At 61.7% G+C, this 18,532-nt stretch carries 16 protein-coding genes; 4 read left to right on the plus strand and 12 right to left on the minus strand.

The window, feature by feature from the left end; translation table 11 throughout:
* Positions 1-93: 93 nt before the first annotated feature.
* Positions 94-1,470, plus strand: a complete 1,377-nt coding sequence (gene xseA / locus ACJ8HN_RS18725; protein ID WP_031299944.1) for an exodeoxyribonuclease VII large subunit — start codon at positions 94-96, stop codon at positions 1,468-1,470.
* 3 nt (positions 1,471-1,473) lie between these two features.
* Here xseA and ACJ8HN_RS18730 read toward each other — a convergent pair whose 3' ends face one another.
* Positions 1,474-3,840, minus strand: coding sequence for a glycoside hydrolase family 31 protein (locus tag ACJ8HN_RS18730; protein WP_442523815.1), 2,367 nt, complete (start codon positions 3,838-3,840; stop codon positions 1,474-1,476).
* An 11-nt stretch (positions 3,841-3,851) separates the two neighbouring features.
* Complete coding sequence (locus ACJ8HN_RS18735) at positions 3,852-5,162, minus strand: MFS transporter (RefSeq protein ID WP_033635583.1); 1,311 nt, start codon at positions 5,160-5,162, stop codon at positions 3,852-3,854.
* A gap of 358 nt (positions 5,163-5,520) precedes the next feature.
* On the opposite strand from ACJ8HN_RS18735, the gene ACJ8HN_RS18740 reads away from it, so the two are divergent.
* The 3 genes from ACJ8HN_RS18740 (at position 5,521) to ACJ8HN_RS18750 (ending at position 8,032) form a co-directional block, all read left to right on the plus strand.
* On the plus strand, positions 5,521-6,603 hold the full coding sequence (locus tag ACJ8HN_RS18740) for a LacI family DNA-binding transcriptional regulator (protein WP_033654276.1): 1,083 nt from the start codon (positions 5,521-5,523) through the stop codon (positions 6,601-6,603).
* Positions 6,604-6,665: 62 nt separating this feature from the next.
* On the plus strand, positions 6,666-7,691 hold the full coding sequence (locus tag ACJ8HN_RS18745; protein WP_033648910.1) for a M4 family metallopeptidase: 1,026 nt from the start codon (positions 6,666-6,668) through the stop codon (positions 7,689-7,691).
* Positions 7,691-8,032 (plus strand): protealysin inhibitor emfourin, encoded by a 342-nt coding sequence (locus ACJ8HN_RS18750; RefSeq protein WP_033635587.1) that lies wholly within the window; start codon positions 7,691-7,693, stop codon positions 8,030-8,032. Before ACJ8HN_RS18745 ends, ACJ8HN_RS18750 begins: the two co-directional genes overlap by 1 nt.
* Before the next feature lie 4 nt (positions 8,033-8,036).
* Here the strand turns inward: ACJ8HN_RS18750 and ACJ8HN_RS18755 are convergent, their stop codons facing one another.
* The 10 genes from ACJ8HN_RS18755 to ACJ8HN_RS18800 all read right to left on the minus strand — a co-directional run bounded on the left by ACJ8HN_RS18755 (position 8,037) and on the right by ACJ8HN_RS18800 (position 18,367).
* Positions 8,037-8,258 (minus strand): zinc ribbon domain-containing protein, encoded by a 222-nt coding sequence (locus tag ACJ8HN_RS18755; RefSeq protein WP_033654277.1) that lies wholly within the window; start codon positions 8,256-8,258, stop codon positions 8,037-8,039.
* A gap of 12 nt (positions 8,259-8,270) precedes the next feature.
* The gene (locus ACJ8HN_RS18760) at positions 8,271-9,227 is read right to left on the minus strand and encodes an AEC family transporter (RefSeq protein WP_033648913.1); all 957 of its coding nucleotides are present in this window, start codon (positions 9,225-9,227) and stop codon (positions 8,271-8,273) included.
* A 99-nt stretch (positions 9,228-9,326) separates the two neighbouring features.
* Entirely contained in the window at positions 9,327-10,817 is a 1,491-nt protein-coding gene (der, locus tag ACJ8HN_RS18765; RefSeq protein WP_004941442.1) for a ribosome biogenesis GTPase Der, read from the minus strand.
* Between the two features lie 131 nt (positions 10,818-10,948).
* Positions 10,949-12,130, minus strand: coding sequence for an outer membrane protein assembly factor BamB (gene bamB, locus ACJ8HN_RS18770; protein WP_193169494.1), 1,182 nt, complete (start codon positions 12,128-12,130; stop codon positions 10,949-10,951).
* Positions 12,131-12,141: 11 nt separating this feature from the next.
* Complete coding sequence (locus tag ACJ8HN_RS18775) at positions 12,142-12,762, minus strand: YfgM family protein (RefSeq protein WP_033635592.1); 621 nt, start codon at positions 12,760-12,762, stop codon at positions 12,142-12,144.
* Positions 12,763-12,775: 13 nt separating this feature from the next.
* Positions 12,776-14,050 (minus strand): histidine--tRNA ligase, encoded by a 1,275-nt coding sequence (gene hisS, locus ACJ8HN_RS18780; RefSeq protein ID WP_033635593.1) that lies wholly within the window; start codon positions 14,048-14,050, stop codon positions 12,776-12,778.
* A 139-nt stretch (positions 14,051-14,189) separates the two neighbouring features.
* Entirely contained in the window at positions 14,190-15,311 is a 1,122-nt protein-coding gene (gene ispG / locus ACJ8HN_RS18785) for a flavodoxin-dependent (E)-4-hydroxy-3-methylbut-2-enyl-diphosphate synthase (protein ID WP_016929756.1), read from the minus strand.
* A 47-nt stretch (positions 15,312-15,358) separates the two neighbouring features.
* The gene (gene rodZ, locus ACJ8HN_RS18790; protein WP_060457263.1) at positions 15,359-16,333 is read right to left on the minus strand and encodes a cytoskeleton protein RodZ; all 975 of its coding nucleotides are present in this window, start codon (positions 16,331-16,333) and stop codon (positions 15,359-15,361) included.
* On the minus strand, positions 16,323-17,072 hold the full coding sequence (pilW, locus tag ACJ8HN_RS18795) for a type IV pilus biogenesis/stability protein PilW (RefSeq protein WP_164105150.1): 750 nt from the start codon (positions 17,070-17,072) through the stop codon (positions 16,323-16,325). Before pilW ends, rodZ begins: the two co-directional genes overlap by 11 nt.
* A gap of 98 nt (positions 17,073-17,170) precedes the next feature.
* Positions 17,171-18,367, minus strand: a complete 1,197-nt coding sequence (locus tag ACJ8HN_RS18800; protein WP_004941426.1) for a bifunctional tRNA (adenosine(37)-C2)-methyltransferase TrmG/ribosomal RNA large subunit methyltransferase RlmN — start codon at positions 18,365-18,367, stop codon at positions 17,171-17,173.
* Between the last annotated feature and the right edge of the window lie 165 nt (positions 18,368-18,532).

Raw genomic sequence — 18,532 nt, forward strand, 5'->3', positions numbered from 1 at the left:
TCCAGCACTTTCTTACAAAAAGTCTTGATTACCTTTTTCAGCCATGTAGTATCGACCAATTAAGTGATTGTTTTGAAATTTGATCTGGGTCACATGTCGCTACCTGTTTCGCCTTCCATTTTTACCGTAAGCCGCCTCAATCAGACGGTTCGCCAACTGCTGGAAATGGAAATGGGGCAGATTTGGCTCTCCGCCGAGATCTCCAACCTCTCCCAGCCCGCCTCCGGCCACTGGTATTTCACGCTGAAAGACGATCGCGCCCAGGTGCGCTGCGCGATGTTCCGCAACAGCAACCGCCGCGTCACCTTCCGGCCGCAAAACGGCCAGCAGGTATTGGTGCGCGCCAGCATCACGCTGTATGAACCGCGCGGCGACTACCAGCTGATCGCCGAGAGCATGCAGCCCGCCGGCGACGGCCTGCTGCAGCAACAGTTCGAGCAGCTGAAACAGCGCCTGAGCGCCGAAGGGCTGTTCGATCAGCAGTTCAAGCAGCCGCTGCCCGCCCCGGCCAAACGCGTCGGGGTGATCACCTCCGCCAGCGGCGCGGCGCTGCACGATATTCTGCAGGTATTGCAGCGGCGCGATCCGTCGCTGCCGATCGTCATCTACCCCACCTCGGTGCAGGGCGCCGAAGCGCCGATGCAGATCGTGCGCGCCATCGAGGCCGCCAACCGCCGCGACGAATGCGACGTGCTGATCGTCGGCCGCGGCGGCGGTTCGCTGGAAGATCTGTGGAGCTTCAACGACGAACGCGTGGCGCGGGCGATCTTCGCCAGCCGCATTCCGATCGTCAGCGCCGTCGGCCATGAAACCGACGTCACCATCGCCGATTTCGTCGCCGATCTGCGCGCGCCGACCCCTTCCGCCGCCGCCGAACTGGTCAGCCGCAATCAGCTCGAGCTGTTGCGCCAGCTGCAATCGCAGCAGCAGCGGCTGGAGATGGCGATGGATTACTACCTGGCGCAGCGCCAGCAGCAGTTCACCCGCATTCACCACCGTTTACAGCAGCAGCATCCGCATCTGCGCCTGGCGCGCCAGCAGACGCTGCTGTTCAAGCTGCAGCGCCGGATGGAAGACGGCATGCAGCAACAGCTGCGCCTGGCCGCCCGCCGCAGCGAACGCGCCCAGCAGCGGCTGGCACAGGTGCAGCCGCAGGGCCGCATTCACCGCTACCAACAGCGCGTGCAGCAGCAGGAATACCGCCTGCAGCAAGCGATGGAGCGGCAGCTCAACGCCTACCGCCAGCGCTTCGGCGTGGCCTGCAGCCAGTTGGAAACCGTCAGCCCGCTGGCGACGCTGGCGCGCGGCTACAGCGTGACGCAAACCCCACGCGGCGAGCTGCTGAAAACCACCAAACAGGCGCAGGTCGGCGAACTGCTGAAAACCCGCCTGCAGGACGGCTGGGTGGAAAGCGAGGTGAAAACCATCACCGTCGCCAAGAAGCCGCGCAAGAAACGCGCGGCCGAGTAACCCCTACTCCAACGTAAAACGCTCGCCCGGTTCGCCGTTCACCCACAACGCGCGCATTTCGCCTTCCGGCAGGCTGAGCGCCAACGTGCGCCAGGCCGGGCGGAAACGCCCTTCCGTCGTGATATCCAGCATGATGCGCTGATTGTCGCAGCGCATTTCCCAACGCAACCACAGCGCATCGCCCTGTCGCCAGCCTTCGCTTTCACCGTCGTCCTCAAACAACAGCCCGCTGCTTGCGCCGCGGCCCTTGAGCGGAAACAGCCGCAGCTCGCGCCGATCGTCGGCGGCCACGTCCACATGCGCCAGCCGCTGCGACAGCGGCAGCGCCGCCCCGGCGCGCACCAGCAGCGGCAAACGCTCCAGCGGCGCCGCCAGCGTCACCGTCTGGCCGCCGCCGAACCATTGGCCGCTGTAGAAGCAGTACCAGCCTTCGCCGTTGTCCGGCAGATACACCGAACGCCGGCGCTGCCCCGGCTCCACCACGCTGGCCACCAGCAGATCGCGGCCGATCAGAAAATCGTCGTTCTCGCCGAAGGTGCGCGCATCCTGTTCATGATCGAGGAAGGTCGGGCGCAGCATCGGTTCGTCATCCGCGCAGGCCTGCCACAACAGAGTGTAGAAATACGGCATCAGCCGGTAACGCAGGTTGATCGCCTCGCGCACCGCCGGGGTGGCGGCCGGGTACATCCAGGGCTCGTTGACCGTGGCGTCGTCGTTCCAGGAATGAATGGTGAAACGCGGATGCATCACGCCGTTTTGCACCCAGCGCACCAGCAGCTCCGCATCCGGTTTGTCGCCCGAGAAGCCGCCGACGTCGTGGCCGAGGTTATACAGCCCGGACAGGCTCATGCCCAGCCCCATGCGGATGTTGTAGCGCAGCGTCTGCCAGCTGGTGCGGTTGTCGCCGCTCCAGGTCTGCACGTAGCGCTGCATGCCGGCGCAGCCGGAGCGCGAGATCAGATACGGCCGCTTCTGCGGCGCGAAGCGCTGCTGGGCCTCCATCGAGGCGCGCATCATCAGCAGCGGCATCACCGGGCGGATGTGCTTGATGGCGATTGGCCGCCCGAAGCCGTGGCAGCGCGCTTCGCCGTCCCACACTTCGTACTCGTTGTTGTCGTTCCAGGTCGAGTCGATGCCCATCTCCAGCAGTTGCTGCGTGACGCCCTGCTGCCACCAGCGCACCGCCGCCGGGTTGGTGAAGTCGAGGTGCGATCCTTCGTCGTCCCAGAAGCTGGAGCGCTCGGGCGCGTCGCTTTGCGAATCGCGGATAAACAGCCCCTGCGCCGCCACCGCCTGATACTGCGGGTGATCCTGCAGCAGGCACGGCTTGATGTTGGCCGCCAGCCTGAGGCCGGCGTCGTGAAACGCCTGGCTCAGTTGCTTGGGCTGCGGCACCTTGTCGTAATTCCAGTTGAACACGTAGCGCTTGTTGTTGATCGAGGTGTAGCCCGACGACAGCTGGAAAGAGTCGCAGGGAATGGCGTGTTGACGGCACAGCGCGATGAACTGCTGCAGCTGCTGCTGGGCATCCGGCGCGTCGGTGTAGTGCATGGTCGAGCCGCTGTAGCCCAGGCTCCACTTCGGTCCGAAGTGGGTGCGGCCGGTCAGGCGCACGAAGGCCTTAGTGACGTCCAAGACCTTCGGCCCGAGGAACAGGTAGTAATCCAGATCGCCCGCTTCGGCCTGATAGCGGCGATAGGCCGCGTGGTAGTTGTCGATCTCGTTGCCCAGATCCAACCAGCAGCTGCTCAGGTTGTCGTAAAACAGGCCGAAGCTCGCCTCCGGCCCGCGGGTGATGGTGAACGGAATGTGCTTGTACAGCGGATCGGTGCTGGCGGCGTTGTAGCCCATGGCGTCCAGGTTACGCATCTCGAAGCGGCGGCCGGTGCGCTCCAGATCGCCGGCCTTCTCCCCCAGGCCGTAATAACGCTCATCGGCGAAACGCCGCTGATAGTGCGCCACGCCGTCGCCGTGCGCATTGAGCAGGTAGGCGCTGGTCGGCCGATCCGCCGCCAGCGGCCGCCATTCGCCGGCGGCGTTGCAATATTCCCATTCCAGCCACAGCGGCTGATGCACCGTCACGCGCAGCAGCGGCGTGCTGACCACCAGCCGATCGCCCTCCTGGCGCAGCTGGTAGCCCGGCAGGCTGAAGCCGGCGACGCTGAGCCGATCGCGCCCCTCCCAGGGCACATCCTCCTGCGGCGCGATGCTCCAGGTGCGATCCAGCGCCAGTTCGCCCTCACGTTTGATCAACACGCGGAACAGACCGTCTTCCAGCACGTACAGGCAGAAACGGTGGCGTTCATCGACCAGCAGCTCAACGTGGTCGGCATGCTGCGCCGCCAGCGTCCAGTTTTTCAAGGTTTTCATAAGCATTCCACTTAGCTGTGTGAAGGTGTTTTCTTACCGCCGCGTTCGGCGATCAGGGCAATCAGGAACAGGGCACCGATCAGATCGAAGAAGCCCATGGCGATGAACAGCGGGTTGAAGCCGATGGTGTCGGATACCGCGCCGATCAGCAGCGTGAACAGGAAGCTGGCGATCCAGGCGCTGGATCCGCGCATGCCGTTGACCGTCGCCATCTGGTTTTTATCGAACGACTCCACCACCAGCGCGCTGAGCATGCAGGAGATCACCTGGTGGCCGAAGCCGCCGATCGAGATCAGCGCGATCGCCACATAGGGATCTTGGGTGATCGCCACGAACGCCAGCGACACCATCAGGAAAGCGCCGGTCACCGAGCTGGCGACCACCGAGTTGACGCGGCTGCAGCCGAACCATTTGCGGTACAGGGTGGTGAGATAGCCGCTGGCGACGCTGCCGATATCCGCCGCCAGAAACGGCAGCCAGGCGAACATCGCGATCTGTTTCAGATCCATGCCGCGTTCGGTGGCCAGGTACAGCGGCACCCAGAAGCTGAATACCGCCCAGGCCGGCTCGGCGAGAAAGGCCGGGATGGCGATGCCGTAAAACTTCTTGTTCTTGCACAGGCTGGCCAGCGAGGTGAGGAACGGCAGCTTAGGCAGCACCGGTTCGTTGTCTTCGCGGATCAGATCCAGCTCTTGCTGGCTGAGGTTCGGGTGCTGCTGCGGCGAGTGGTAGAACAGCCACCACAGCACCACCCAGATCAGCGCCAGCCCGCCGGAGAACAGGAAGGCGCCCTGCCAGCCGAAGGAGACGTGAGCGATGACGATGATCGGCGGCGCCAGCATGGCGCCGATGGAGAAACCGACGCCGGCCCAGCCGGCGGCGATCGGCCGCTCCTTCTTCGGGAACCAGTCGGAGATCGCCTTGGCGTTGGCCGGGGTGGCCGCCGCCTCCGCGCCCCCCATGAAGAAACGCAGAATGGCCAGTTGCAGCCAGCTGCCTGCGCCGGCGTGCAGCATGCACACCACCGCCCAAATACCGGCGCAGATCAGAAAGCCCATCTTCAGGCCGATAACGTCGATCAGCCAGCCGCAGATCGGCTGAAACACCGTGTAAGCCAGTTGGAACGACGCCACCACCCAGGCATATTGCTCGGTGCTCATGTTCAGGCTGGTTTTCAGCTCCGGCGCCAGAATGCCCAGCGAGTTGCGGGTGATGTAGTTGACCGTGACGCCCAGCAAGAACAGCGCCAGCATCCACCAGCGCAGCGATTTGAACTTGCGCCGGCCGCTCTGCGCGACCGCCTGATTGATCTCCACACTCATCGGTTCTCTCCCCGCGGCCGCCGGCTACGGCGACGCGCGTTTTGGTAGGGTACGTTGTGCTATCAAACACGGGGCGGTGAAAACGGGTCGGCGCCATATCATTGGCCGACAGACAATCACAACCCCATGATTTATTTTTGTTTTCATTTTCGCACACCGTTAAAATTGGACTGACATGTCGCTAAAATTGGTGTACCAATGCAGACTACTCAGCGAGAGCGCGCAGCGAAACGCTGTTTTTTGCAAAGATTTTCACAGGCGGGTGAAAAAATAGTCATAATGACCAAGAAATCCGGTCAAGACGCTGAAAATCTGCAATGAAAATATTCTCACGGACGAATTTGAAGGAGATCACAGAATGAACGGAAAGCTGAAAATTCAGGAGATCGCTCGCCAAACCGGGCTGTCGATCAGCACCGTTTCCCGCGTGCTGGCGGGCAAGGCCAACACCAGCGCCGAGGCGCGCCGCAAGGTGCTGGACTGTGCGCAGCAAAACGGCATTCTGCAGGGCATTTCCAGCGGCCGACTGATGCTGAACAACGTGATGGTGTTCGCGCCGCAGCGCGCGTTCGACGTGCGCACCGACATCTTCTACTACAAGGTCATTCAGGGTATCGCCGCCGCGCTGATGGAGCACGAGGTGCGCATCCGCTACTGCGGGCTGGAAGAGCAACACAGCGACGGCGCGCTGTTTCTGGAAAAGATGAGCGACCCGCACACCGAAGCGGCGCTGATCATCGGCATCGACGACGAGCATATCCACACCCTGGCCGCCGATCTGCACAAGCCCTGCGTGCTGATCAACTGCAGCGATCGGCAGATGCGGCTGGACAGCGTCTCGCCGGATCATCAACTGATCGGCGACTATTCCGCCAGCTACCTGTTCCAGCAGGGGCACAGCCATATCCTCAATCTGCAATGCCTGCGCCGCCACACCATGGAGCTGCGGCTGGCGGGCATCCGCCAGGCCTACGCCCGGCATCATCTGCCGTTCGACGACGGCCGCCATCTGATCACCACCTCCGGCTTCGGTGGCGAAGAGGCCGAGCAGGCGCTGACCACCTATCTCGATGGCATCCACGGCCACTCCCCGCTGCCGACGGCGATCCTGGCCGGCGGCGACTACATGGCGGTCGGGGCGGTCAAAGCGCTCAACAAGCGGGGGCTGAGCGTGCCGGGCGACGTCTCGGTGATGAGCACCGACGGCTTCAATCTGGCGGAAATCCACGATGTGCCGCTGACCTCGGTGCAGGTGCCGCGCGACGAACTGGGTTACGAGGCGATCCAGCTGCTGCAGCGGCGCATGCTGCGCGCCGACGCGCCGCCGTGCAATCTGCTGCTGCACGGCCGGCTGGCGGTGCGCGCCTCGGTGCGACGCATCAGCCCGCACAAGACCGCGCCGGCGGTGAGCACGCATGACCACAGGCTTTATGACGAGTAGGCTACACTTAGGCACAGTGCATTCATTCGATGAGGTAAAATTTTTGCCTAAGGAGAGCCACTATGCCAGCCCAGCGCATGCGTTCCGTCATTCCTCCCTACATGCTGCGCCGCATCATTGAACACGGCAACGCCCCGCAGCGCGACTGCGCGCTGCACACGCTGAACCACGTGCAAAGCCTGCTCGGCAACAAGCCGCTGCGTTCGCCGACCGAGAAAAACGCCCGAGCCGGCGAAGCGCTCCGCGATATCTACGACGCCCAGAACGGCACCCAACTGCCCGGCAAACAGGTGCGCAAAGAGGGCCAGCCCAGCAACCACGACGTGGCGGTGGACGAAGCCTACGACTACCTCGGCGTCACCTACGATTTCTTCTGGCAGGCCTACCGCCGCAATTCACTGGATAACCAGGGGCTGCCGCTGGTCGGCAGCGTACACTACGGCAAGGAGTACCAGAACGCCTTCTGGAACGGCCAGCAGATGGTGTTCGGCGACGGCGACGGCGAGATCTTCAACCGTTTCACCATCGCCATCGACGTGGTCGGCCACGAGCTGGCGCACGGCGTGACCGAGAGCGAAGCCGGGTTGATCTACTACCAGCAGTCCGGGGCGCTCAACGAGTCGTTGTCCGACGTATTCGGCTCGTTGGTCAAGCAGTTCCACCTGCAGCAAACCGCCGATAAAGCCGACTGGCTGATCGGCGCCGGGCTGCTCGCCGAGGGCATCAAAGGCAAAGGGCTGCGCTCGATGTCGGCACCCGGCACCGCCTACGACGATCCGCTGCTGGGCAAAGACCCGCAGCCCGCCAGCATGAAGGATTATATCCAGACCAAGGAAGACAACGGCGGCGTGCACCTCAACTCCGGCATCCCCAACCGCGCCTTCTACCTGGCGGCGACGGCGCTGGGCGGCTTCGCCTGGGAGAAAGCCGGTTACGTCTGGTATGACACGGTGTGCGACAAAGCGCTGCCGCAAAACGCCGACTTCGCCACCTTCGCCCGCACCACGGTGAAACATGCGCAGGCGCGTTTCGATCAGAGCGTGGCGGACAAGGTGCAGCAAGCCTGGCATCAGGTGGGGGTGGAATAATGAAACCGCTGCCGACGCTCAATCAGGATACGGTCATTGAGCTGGCGCGCGAGGGAGGCTTTGCCTACATTCCCAAACTGGCGGGCCAGCGCCGCATCGCGCTGGCCGATATCACGCCGGAGCAGCGGCAGCGCCTGAATCAGTTGCTGAACCAGACGCTGCCCTATGCGCAGGAAGAAGGCCAGCCCACCTCCCCCGGCTGCGGCGACCAGCGCTACTACCGCGTGCAAATCAACTACACCAGCCCCACCCTGAGCACTGAGATCGTGCTGTTAATCCCGGAAAGCAGCGCGCCGCAGGCGCTGGTGGATCTGTGGAAAACCGGCCAGGTGGATGAGTGAGGGCTTACAGCGGCTGATAGCTGAAATTCACCCGTTTTTTGGAGATCAGCCCGTGCCCGTTCTGGCACAGGTAATCCACCGCCCCGCAGGCTTTCAATTCTTGCAGCGGCTGCCCGCACGCCGGGCAGCTCGCCAGCTGCCGATAATCGCGCTGGCAGGCTTCACAATGGTAGTGACCCGCTACCCACTTCATGGTCTGACGGCAGTGCGGACAGTGCGCTTCCATAACGACTCCAGGTTAAATCGCGCCCCATGAGCGCAAGAAATAAATCCCCAACGCGGTGGTGAAGAACGAACCGACGGTGGTGATGGCGATAATGTTGGCCGCCAGCGTGGCGTTGCCGCCCATGGCGCGCGTCATCACATAGCTGCCCGACGCGGTCGGCGTGGCGGAAAACAGGAAGATAATGCCCAGCGCAGCCCCCTGAAACCCGCACAGCCAGCCGGCCAGCGTCATCAGGCACGGCACCAGAAACAGCTTGGCCGCCGACGACAGCGCCGCCACGTTGGACGAACGGAACATGGCGCGAAAATCCAGGCTGGCGCCGGTGCACAGCAGCGCCAGCGGCAGCGACAGCGCAGAGATATAGCTGCCGGTTTGGCGGATCACGGTCGGGATGCCCAGCCCGGTTTGCGCGTACAGCAGCCCGCACACCAGGCCGATGATCAGCGGGTTGGTAACGATGCTGCGCAGCAAAGACAGGTGGCTGATTTTCTTGCCCTGCCCGCCCTGCAGGCTGCGCGTGAGGGTGATGACCGACAGTATGTTGAACAGGATCACCGTCACCGTCAGGTACAGCGAAGCGAGCGCAATGCCTTCGCTGCCGTAGGCGGTCATGGCGTAGGCCAGGCCAACGATGGCGGTATTGGCACGGAAACCGCCCTGCACGAACACCCCGCGCTCACGCGGTTCTTTCACCAGCCACTTGGCGGCCAGCTCCAGGAGCAGGAAGGTCGCCAGCGTGCCGACCGCGCCGAACAGCACCAGCGGCAGGTTGCCGAGCAGCTGCGGATGGTTGGTGGCGATGCTGAAAAACAGCAGGCACGGCAGCGCCAGATTGAACACCAGGCGGGTCGCGCCGTCGACGAAGCGGTCATCCATCAGGCGCCAATGGCGCAGCAGGATCCCCAACAGCATCATCAGCAGATTCGGCACGGTGACGTTAAACGCAAAACTCCAGGTTTCCCAGGACATGGTGTTCCTTCAGGCAGGCGAGGTAATCTTCAGATAATAAAACGATTTCGGGCCAATAAAAAAGGGGCGCGGCATCACTGCCGCGCCCCTCATGAGCGATTACTTGCTCTTTTTCAGGTGGCTCATCAGGCGCTTGCGCTTACGCATCTGGGTCGGCGTCAGCAGGTTGCGTTTGCCGGCGAACGGGTTGTCGCCCTCTTTGAACTGGATGCGGATCGGCGTCCCCATCACGTTCAGCGAGCGGCGGAAGTAGTTCATCAGGTAGCGTTTGTACGAATCGGCCAGATCGCTGACCTGGTTGCCGTGGATCACCACGATCGGCGGGTTGTAACCGCCGGCGTGAGCATATTTCAGCTTCACACGGCGGCCGCGCACCAGCGGTGGCTGGTGATCGTCAACCGCCATCTGCATGATTTTGGTCAGCATCGAGGTGTTTACGCGGCGGGTTGCGCACTCGTAGGCTTCCTGCACCGATTCGAACAGGTTGCCGACGCCGCTGCCGTGCAGCGCGGAAATGAAGTGCACGCGCGCGAAGTCAACGAAGCCCAGACGCAGGTCGAGCATCTCTTTCACGTGCTCGCGATCTTCTTCACTCATGCCGTCCCACTTGTTGACCGCAATCACCAGTGAGCGCCCACTATTGAGGATAAAGCCGAGCAGCGAGAGATCCTGATCGGAGATGCCTTCACGCGCGTCGATCACCAGCAGCACCACGTTGGCGTCTTCAATCGCCTGCAGGGTCTTGATCACCGAGAACTTCTCGACGGTTTCAGTCACCTTGCCGCGTTTACGCACCCCGGCGGTGTCGATCAGCACGTATTCGCGTTCGTCACGCACCATCGGAATGTAGATGCTGTCGCGGGTAGTGCCCGGCATGTCATACACCACCACGCGCTCCTCGCCGAGGATGCGGTTAGTGAGCGTAGACTTACCGACGTTCGGACGGCCGACGATCGCCAGCTTGATCGGCAGATCCTGCGGGTTGAACGCTTCTTCTGGCTCTTCGTCTTCTTCGCCTTCCAGCGTTTCGCCGTTTTGCTCGGCCCAGTAAGCGGCGTTGGCCTCTTCCTCGGTCAGCTCGACGTCTTCCGGCTTTTCCGGCACGAACGGCACCAGCACGTGTTCGATCAGTTGGGTCACGCCACGGCCGTGGGAAGCGGCGATAGCGAACACTTCACCCAGGCCGAGCGAGTAGAAATCGGCGGTGGCGGTGTCCGGATCCAGACCGTCGGTCTTGTTGGCCACCAGGAAGGTCGCCTTCTGGCGGCTGCGCAGGTGCTGGGCGATGCCCTGATCCGCCGGCATCAGGCCGGCGCGGGCGTCGACCATGAACAGCACGATGTCCGCCTCTTCGATCGCCAGCAGCGACTGACCGGCCATGCGCGTTTCGACGCCGTCTTCGGTGCCGTCGATACCGCCGGTATCGACGATGATGAATTCATTGCCTTCGATTTCAGCACGACCATACTTGCGGTCACGCGTCAGCCCCGGGAAATCCGCCACCAGCGCATCGCGCGTATGGGTTAAACGGTTGAACAAGGTGGATTTACCCACATTCGGGCGCCCGACCAGCGCGACGACAGGTATCATTGTTGAAGCCTCATTACTTAATAATCAATGCGTTACTGCACTGTGGATAGACACCAGCGGTGCAGCTTATAAAAATACGAAACGGCCCCTGAACATTCAGGAGCCGTTTTCAAGCCTTGCGACGAGCGGCGTTAGCGGGTGAAAGCGTAAACTTTCCCGCCGCGAGCCTGGATGATCAGCTTGTCGCCGGCCACCATCGGCGCAGACAGGAAGCCGGAGCTGTCCACTTCCTGCTGGGCGACAAAACGGCCATCGGTGGTGTTAATCCAGTGCAGATAACCTTCGGCGTCACCGGTCACCAGATAACCATTATACATCACCGGCGGCGTCAGGTTGCGGTGCAGCAGATCGCTCTGCGTCCACACGGTCACGCCGCCTTCGGTGCTGAGCGCGACTACGCGATCGTTCTGGTCGATCAGGTAGATGCGGCCCGCGTCGACGATGAAATCGTTCACCGAACCCAGCTCGCGTTTCCAGATAATCTGGCCGGAACGCAGATCCAGCGCCGTCAGGTTGCCGTTGTAGCCCAGCGCGTAGACCACGCCGTCAACGATCACCGGCGTGGTGTCCACGTCGTTCAGGCGATCGATTTCGGTCGCGCCGCTCGGCTGAGAAATACGCTGTTGCCAGATCAGTTGGCCCTGCTGCATCAGCACGGCGCTGACGCGGCCGTTGTCACCGCCGACGATGGCGGCGCCAAAGGCGACGGCCGGCGCGGATTCACCGCGCAGCGACAGCGAAGGCATGTCCAGGTTAACCGTCCATTTCACCGCGCCGTCGGCTTCGTTCAACGCCTGCAGCATGCCGTTGGAGGTGTGCACCAACACCATGCCGTCGCTGACAACCGGACGGGAGATCGCTTCGCCGGCCACTTTAGTCTGCCAGGCGATGGCGCCGTCGGCGGTGTTCAATGCGTAAACCACCGCTTTTTCGCTGCCGACGTAAACCTTGTCGCCCGCGACCGTCAGGCCGCCCGACAGCAGCGCAGACAGGTTGCTGGAGAAGAAGCCGGTCTTCTCGGAGAGATTGACCTTCCACTTCTCGTTGCCGCTGTCGGCGTCCATCGCTTTCACGATGCCGAAGCGATCGGCGGCGTAAATGGTGCTGTCCTGATAGGCCGGACGCAGGTGGGAGTAATACTCACCGATACCGTCGCCCACCGAGGTGCTCCACGCCTTGTTCGGCGTAAACTGATTTTCAACTTTCGGCAACGGCGACATGGTAACCACGTCTTCTTCGCTGTTAAACAGCGAGCAACCACTCAGCAAGGCAGCGGAAACCAGTCCGACCAAGAGTGTTTTACGCAATTGCATGGGAATTCCCCTTAGCTGGACAAGTTATTCAATTTCATGCGCAGCAGTACCTGCAGCGCCTGAGAAGCGTTGGACTCAATGCCTTTGCTGTAAGCTTCGCGCGCGCCCTTGGCGTCGCCCTTGGCCAGCAGCACATCGCCGCGCACATCCTGCATCATCGCCGCCCAGCCTTCGCCTTTCACGCCATCCAGCGTTTTCAGCGCTTCATCCAGCTTTTTCTCCTGCAGCTGGACGCGCGCCAGACGCAGGTCGATCATCGCCAACAGGTTGTCGTCTTTGGTCTGGCCCTGCGCCAGCGCCAATTGCTGTTCCGCCTTGGCGAAATCATTCTGTTCGACAAAGTGCTTGGCCAACTGCAGCGCGGCCAATACGCCGTAGCTGTTGCCGTTAGCCTGGACAAATTTCTCCGCGGCAGCCACATCATCCGGCTTGCCGGCCGCCAGACGATCGCTGGCTTCCTGATAGGATTGCGACGCAGCCATCATGTTGGAGTTTTCATGGCTCTGCCAGTAACGCCAGCCAACCAGGGCACCAATTCCGAGCACCACGCCCACCGCCAGCGCTTTGCCGTTCTCGGCAAAGAACCGACGCAGTGCGTCGACTTGTTCGTTTTCAGTGGTATAGACTTCCACGGTGTCCTTCTCCTTAACCTAACATCAAAGCCAGACGCGCAGCGACTTCGCTTTGCGCCAGCGTTTCTTGTTCACCACTGCGCAGGTCTTTCACCACCACCTGCTGCGCCGCCACTTCGCTCTCACCCAGGATCAGCGCGATACGCGCGCCCCATTTGTCCGCACGGGTGATCTGCTTCTTGAAGTTGCCGCCGCCGTAATTGGTCATCAGCTTCAGCTGCGGCGCCGCGTCGCGCACCTGTTCAGCCAGCTGCATCGCCGCGCTCTGGGTGCCCGCGCCGGAAGAGATGACGTACACGTCGATAGCCGACGGCGCCTTGAATTCCGGGTTAACCGCCTGCACCAGCAACACCAGGCGTTCGAGGCCCATGGCGAAACCGACCGCCGGGGTGGCACGGCCACCCAGTTGCTCGACCAGGCCGTCGTAACGGCCGCCCGCGCAGACGGTGCCCTGCGCGCCCAGGCTGGTGGTCACCCACTCAAACACGGTGCGATTGTAGTAATCCAGACCGCGCACCAGGCGCTCGTTAACGGTATATGGGATACCTGCCTGCGCCAAAAGTTCACACAGACCGGCGAAGTGAGCACGGGATTCTTCATCCAGGTACTCGGACAGGCGCGGCGCGTCGTTCAGCAGCGCCTGCACCTCAGGATTCTTGGAGTCCAGCACGCGCAGCGGGTTGCTGTACATGCGGCGTTTGCAGTCTTCGTCCAGCACCTCGACGTGCTGCTCCAGGAATGCCACCAACGCGTCGCGGTAGTTGGCGCGCGCCTCCAGCGAACCGATGGAGTTCAGCTCCAGCTTGACGTGCTCGGCGATGCCCAGCGCTTTCCACCAGCGGGCCGTCAGCAGGATCAGCTCGGCGTCGACGTCCGGGCCTTGCAGGCCGAACACTTCCGCGCCCAGCTGATGGAACTGACGGTAACGGCCCTTCTGCGGGCGCTCGTAGCGGAACATCGGGCCGATGTACCACAGACGCTGTTCCTGATTGTACAGCAGACCATGTTCGATGCCGGCGCGCACGCAGCCGGCCGTCCCTTCCGGACGCAGCGTCAGGCTTTCGCCGTTGCGGTCTTCGAAGGTATACATCTCTTTTTCCACGACGTCGGTCACTTCACCGATCGCGCGTTTGAATAACGGGGTCTGCTCTACAATCGGCAACCGGATTTCGCTGTAACCGTAGCTGCCCAGCACCTGCTTGAGGGTGCCTTCAATACGCTGCCATAATGCCGTTTCTTCCGGCAGGTAGTCGTTCATGCCGCGAATGGCTTGAATGTTCTTTGCCACGTGAGTTCTCTGTCCGTTGTCTGTAAAAATGAACCTGATTATAGGGACTTTGCCGCCCGGTATTCAACGCGGATGCGGTTTTCTGCCCTTCAGGTTCATAAACAAGCGGGCCAACAGGCCCGCCGTGTAGCGATAACGCTTATTTTTCCAGCAGGTTGACCGTGATGCGGTTGCTTTCGTCCATCATCGCGGCCTTGGCGCGAATTTTCGCTTCCAGCTGGTCGATCATCTGTTCGTTGTCGAAACGCTCTTTCTGGCGCACGCCGTCTTCATAGAAGCCGCTCTTCTTGTGGCCGCCGGTTACGCCCATGGTGGACACCAGCGCTTCGCCCGGGCCGTTCACCACGCAGCCGATGATCGAGACGTCCATCGGCGTGATGATGTCTTCCAGGCGCTGCTCCAGCGCGTTCACCGTGCCGATCACGTCGAATTCCTGACGCGAACAGGTCGGGCAGGCGATAAAGTTGATACCGCGCGCGCGGATGCGCAGCGACTTCAGGATATCGAAACCGACCTTCACTTCTTCGACCGGATCCGCCGCCAGCGAGATGCGCAGGGTGTCACCGATGCCTTCAGACAGCAGCATGCCCAGGCCGATGGCCGATTTGACCGACCCACTGCGCGCGCCGCCGGCTTCGGTGATGCCCAGATGCAGCGGCTGATCGATGCGCGAGGCCAGCAGGCGGTAAGACTGTACCGCCAGGAACACGTCCGACGCCTTGACGCTGACCTTGAACTGGTCGAAGTTGAGGCGATCGAGGATGTCCACGTGGCGCATGGCGGATTCCAGCAGCGCTTCCGGCGTAGGTTCGCCGTACTTTTCCTGCAGGTCTTTCTCCAGCGAGCCGCCGTTGACGCCGATGCGAATCGGGATGTTCTTGTCGCGGGCGCAGTCCACCACCGAGCGAATGCGCGATTCGTTGCCGATGTTGCCCGGGTTGATGCGCAGGCAGTCTACGCCGTATTCGGCAACCTGCAGCGCGATGCGATAATCGAAGTGGATATCGGCGACCAGCGGCACGTTGACCTGCTGCTTGATCAGCTTGAACGCCTCGGCGGCGTCCATGGTAGGAACCGAAACGCGGACGATGTCGACGCCCACGCGCTCCAGCGCTTTGATCTGATTAACCGTTGCTTCAACATCGGTGGTACGGGTGTTGGTCATCGACTGCACGGCAATCGGCGCGCCATCACCAATAGGCACCTTGCCGACGTAAATGCGTGTAGATTTTCGACGGTTGATGGGCGCTTGGTTATGCATTACTTACTCTCCATTGCTGCTCTGACATCACGACCGGTGCCGCGCGATTACTGCGCGGCGACGGTCAGGCGAGCAACACGGTTTGACTTAACGAACCGGCTTAAATCAACCGGTTTACCCTGATACTGGATCTGAACTGCCGCCGGCGCGCCGATGGTCAGTTTATACGGCGCAGTGCCGGCCAGGTTCAGCTTGCCACCCTGCTTCTGGGTGCCGCTGAACAGCGTCTTACCGCTCGCGTCGGTCACCTGCAGCCAGCAGTCGGCGGAGAAATCCATCACCAGCGCATTCGGATCGGCCGCTGGCGCAGCCACGCCCGCATCGGCGGTCGGCAACGGCGCCTGTGCCGCCGGCGCGGTTTCCGGCAGGGTGGTCTGGCTTGGCGACACCACGGCAGGCTGCTGCTGAGCCGCGCTCGGCGCCTGGGCGGTCGCCGCCGGCGCCTGAGCCGCTGCGCCAGTATCGGCCGGCGCGGCGCTGTTGTCGGTCAACGGCACGTTGGTGCCGGCATCGGCATTGCCGTCGGTCAGCGGCACGGACTGCCCTTCGTTATTCTGCGAAAGTTGCGCGGAGGACTGATCGGCCATGGTGGCGATCTCTTCCTGCTGGGCCTTGTGGTTTTGCCACCACCAGGCGCCGGTCAGGCCGATCACCACGAACACGATAAGCCAGGTGAAGCTCATCAGCCAGCCGTCGCGTTTCTTGCGGCGCTTGCCCAGCGAGAAGCTTTGCATCGGCGCCACTTTCGCCATCTTCAACGGCGCCTGCTTGGCCAGCATCGGCAGCAGTTCGTCTTCCGGCAAATGCACCAGCTTGGCGTAGGAACGGATGTAGCCGCGCACGAAGGTGGACGCGAGGTCAGCGGACACGCTGTCTTCCTCGATATCGCGCACGGTGGACATTTTGAGACACAGGCGTTCTGCAACGGTCTGTTGGCTCAGCCCGAGTTGCTCACGGGCCTGACGCAGGCGCTGGCCCGTCGTCATGGATACGGTTTTATCTTGGGAGGCTTCAGTATTCATTAGCTAAGAACTGCTGGTACTGTTTGGATTGTGGAAAACTTCGCGCTAGCTGCTTGCCATAGCGTTGAACGCTATCCTGACGGCCGGCTAACGCGGCGAAACGAATCTGTAACCATAAGCTGCTGGCGCTGGCCGGCAGAACATGCTGATAAACATCCAATAAAAGTTGCGACTGGGCGCGCTTCCCTTCTCCAAATTGCTTTTCGGCCTCCGCCAACAGCGGAGTGCCTTTGTCCGGATCGACTTTCAGCGCGCGACTCAACAGCGTGCGCGCCTCATCGTTTTGTCCGGCCTTGAGAAAACAGTAACCTGCGTTTTCCAGGCTGTCGGCGACCTGGCCATAATCGGGCGCCAGCGCCGCAGCGCTAAACTGCTGTTGCGCCGGTACATACTGCCCTAAACCGCAAAGAAACGCACCGTAATTATTCAATACGGTGCCATTGCCCGGCGCAAGTTTGAGCGCCTGCCGATAACGCTGTTCGGCCGCGGCATTTTCACCGATCCGCTGTTCATAGAGCGCCATGCCCAACTGCGTGCGGTAATCCTGCGGGGCCGCGTCCAGCGCCTTTTCCAGGTTCTGGCGCGCGGCGTCCATATCGCCTTGCTGCAGGTACTCCAGGCCCAGCTGCAACCGCGTTTGGCCCGCCTCAGAGACTTGCGCTTCCTTTTCCGGCGTTGAACCGGAACACCCGGCCAACAACCCGGCCGCCAGCCACACACCCCACAGTTTCAGCTTCATGCCCGCATTCATTTCCTTATCGGCCGTCAGCTAACGCCCGCCAGCGACACGCTTTCGCATAACAGGCTGTTAGATAACAAAAAATGGTGCTATAGGATTCAGACCGCCCGTACGTTGATAGGTTCCCCGGCCATTTTCTTCTTCAGGGTACGCTTGGTACGGTCGATCACTTCACCCGCCAGTTGCCCGCAGGCGGCGTCGATATCGTCACCACGGGTTTTACGAACAATAGTCGTAAAGCCGTATTCCATCAACACCTTGGAGAAACGATCCACCCGGCTGTTGGAGCTGCGGCCGTAAGGGGCGCCCGGGAACGGGTTCCATGGGATCAGGTTGATCTTGCACGGCGTGTCTTTCAGCACTTCCGCCAGCTGATGCGCATCGTCGGTGCTATCGTTGATATGATCCAGCATCACGTACTCGACGGTCACGCGGCCCTGGTTGGCGTTGGATTTCTCCAGATAGCGGCGCACCGCGGACAGGAAGGTCTCGATGTTGTACTTGCGGTTGATCGGCACGATCTCATCGCGGATGGTGTCGTTCGGCGCGTGCAGCGAGATCGCCAGCGCCACGTCGATCATGTCGCCCAGCTTGTCCAACGCCGGCACCACGCCGGAGGTAGACAGGGTCACGCGGCGTTTGGACAGGCCAAAGCCGAAGTCGTCGAGCATGATTTCCATCGCCGGCACCACGTTGTTCAGGTTGAGCAGCGGCTCGCCCATCCCCATCATTACCACGTTGGTGATCGGGCGTTGGCCGGTCACCTTCAGCGCGCCGATGATTTTCGCCGCGCGCCACACCTGGCCGATGATTTCCGACACGCGCAGGTTGCGGTTGAAGCCCTGCTGCGCCGTCGAACAGAATTTGCACTCCAGCGCGCAGCCCACCTGCGAGGAGACGCACAGCGTCGCGCGGTCGGCTTCCGGGATGTACACGGTTTCGACCTGCTGATCGCCGACTTTTATCGCCCACTTGATGGTGCCGTCGGCCGAACGCTGTTCTTCCGCCACTTCCGGCGCGCGGATTTCCGCCACGCGTTGCAGCTTGCCGCGCAGGACTTTGTTGATGTCGGTCATCTGCTCGAAATCGTCGCAGCAGTAGTGGTAAATCCACTTCATCACCTGATCGGCGCGGAACGGTTTCTCGCCCATTTCGGCGAAGAACTCGCGCATTTGCTGGCGGTTCAGGTCCAGCAGGTTGATTTTGGCCGCAGCCGGTTGCTCCACGTTAACGGAGGGGGTAGTCAGCGAATTATTTTCAGACACGGTGTGCTCGGACGTGATGGGTTCTAACATAATGATCTCTGGCCTCGTTATTACACGTTATGGCGCTAAAGAATGGACAGTAAGTTGTGCATTTCAGCCCGCATGATTCGGGTGGCGGCACTAAAAACACGCCCCTGACAAGTCGTCTTATCAGGGGCGCGGCATTGTACAAATTTTAGTAGCGGGTGGCTACGG

It is taken from the genome of Serratia sp. CY29653, from assembly GCF_052169255.1.
GTDB classification, from domain to species: domain Bacteria; phylum Pseudomonadota; class Gammaproteobacteria; order Enterobacterales; family Enterobacteriaceae; genus Serratia; species Serratia sarumanii.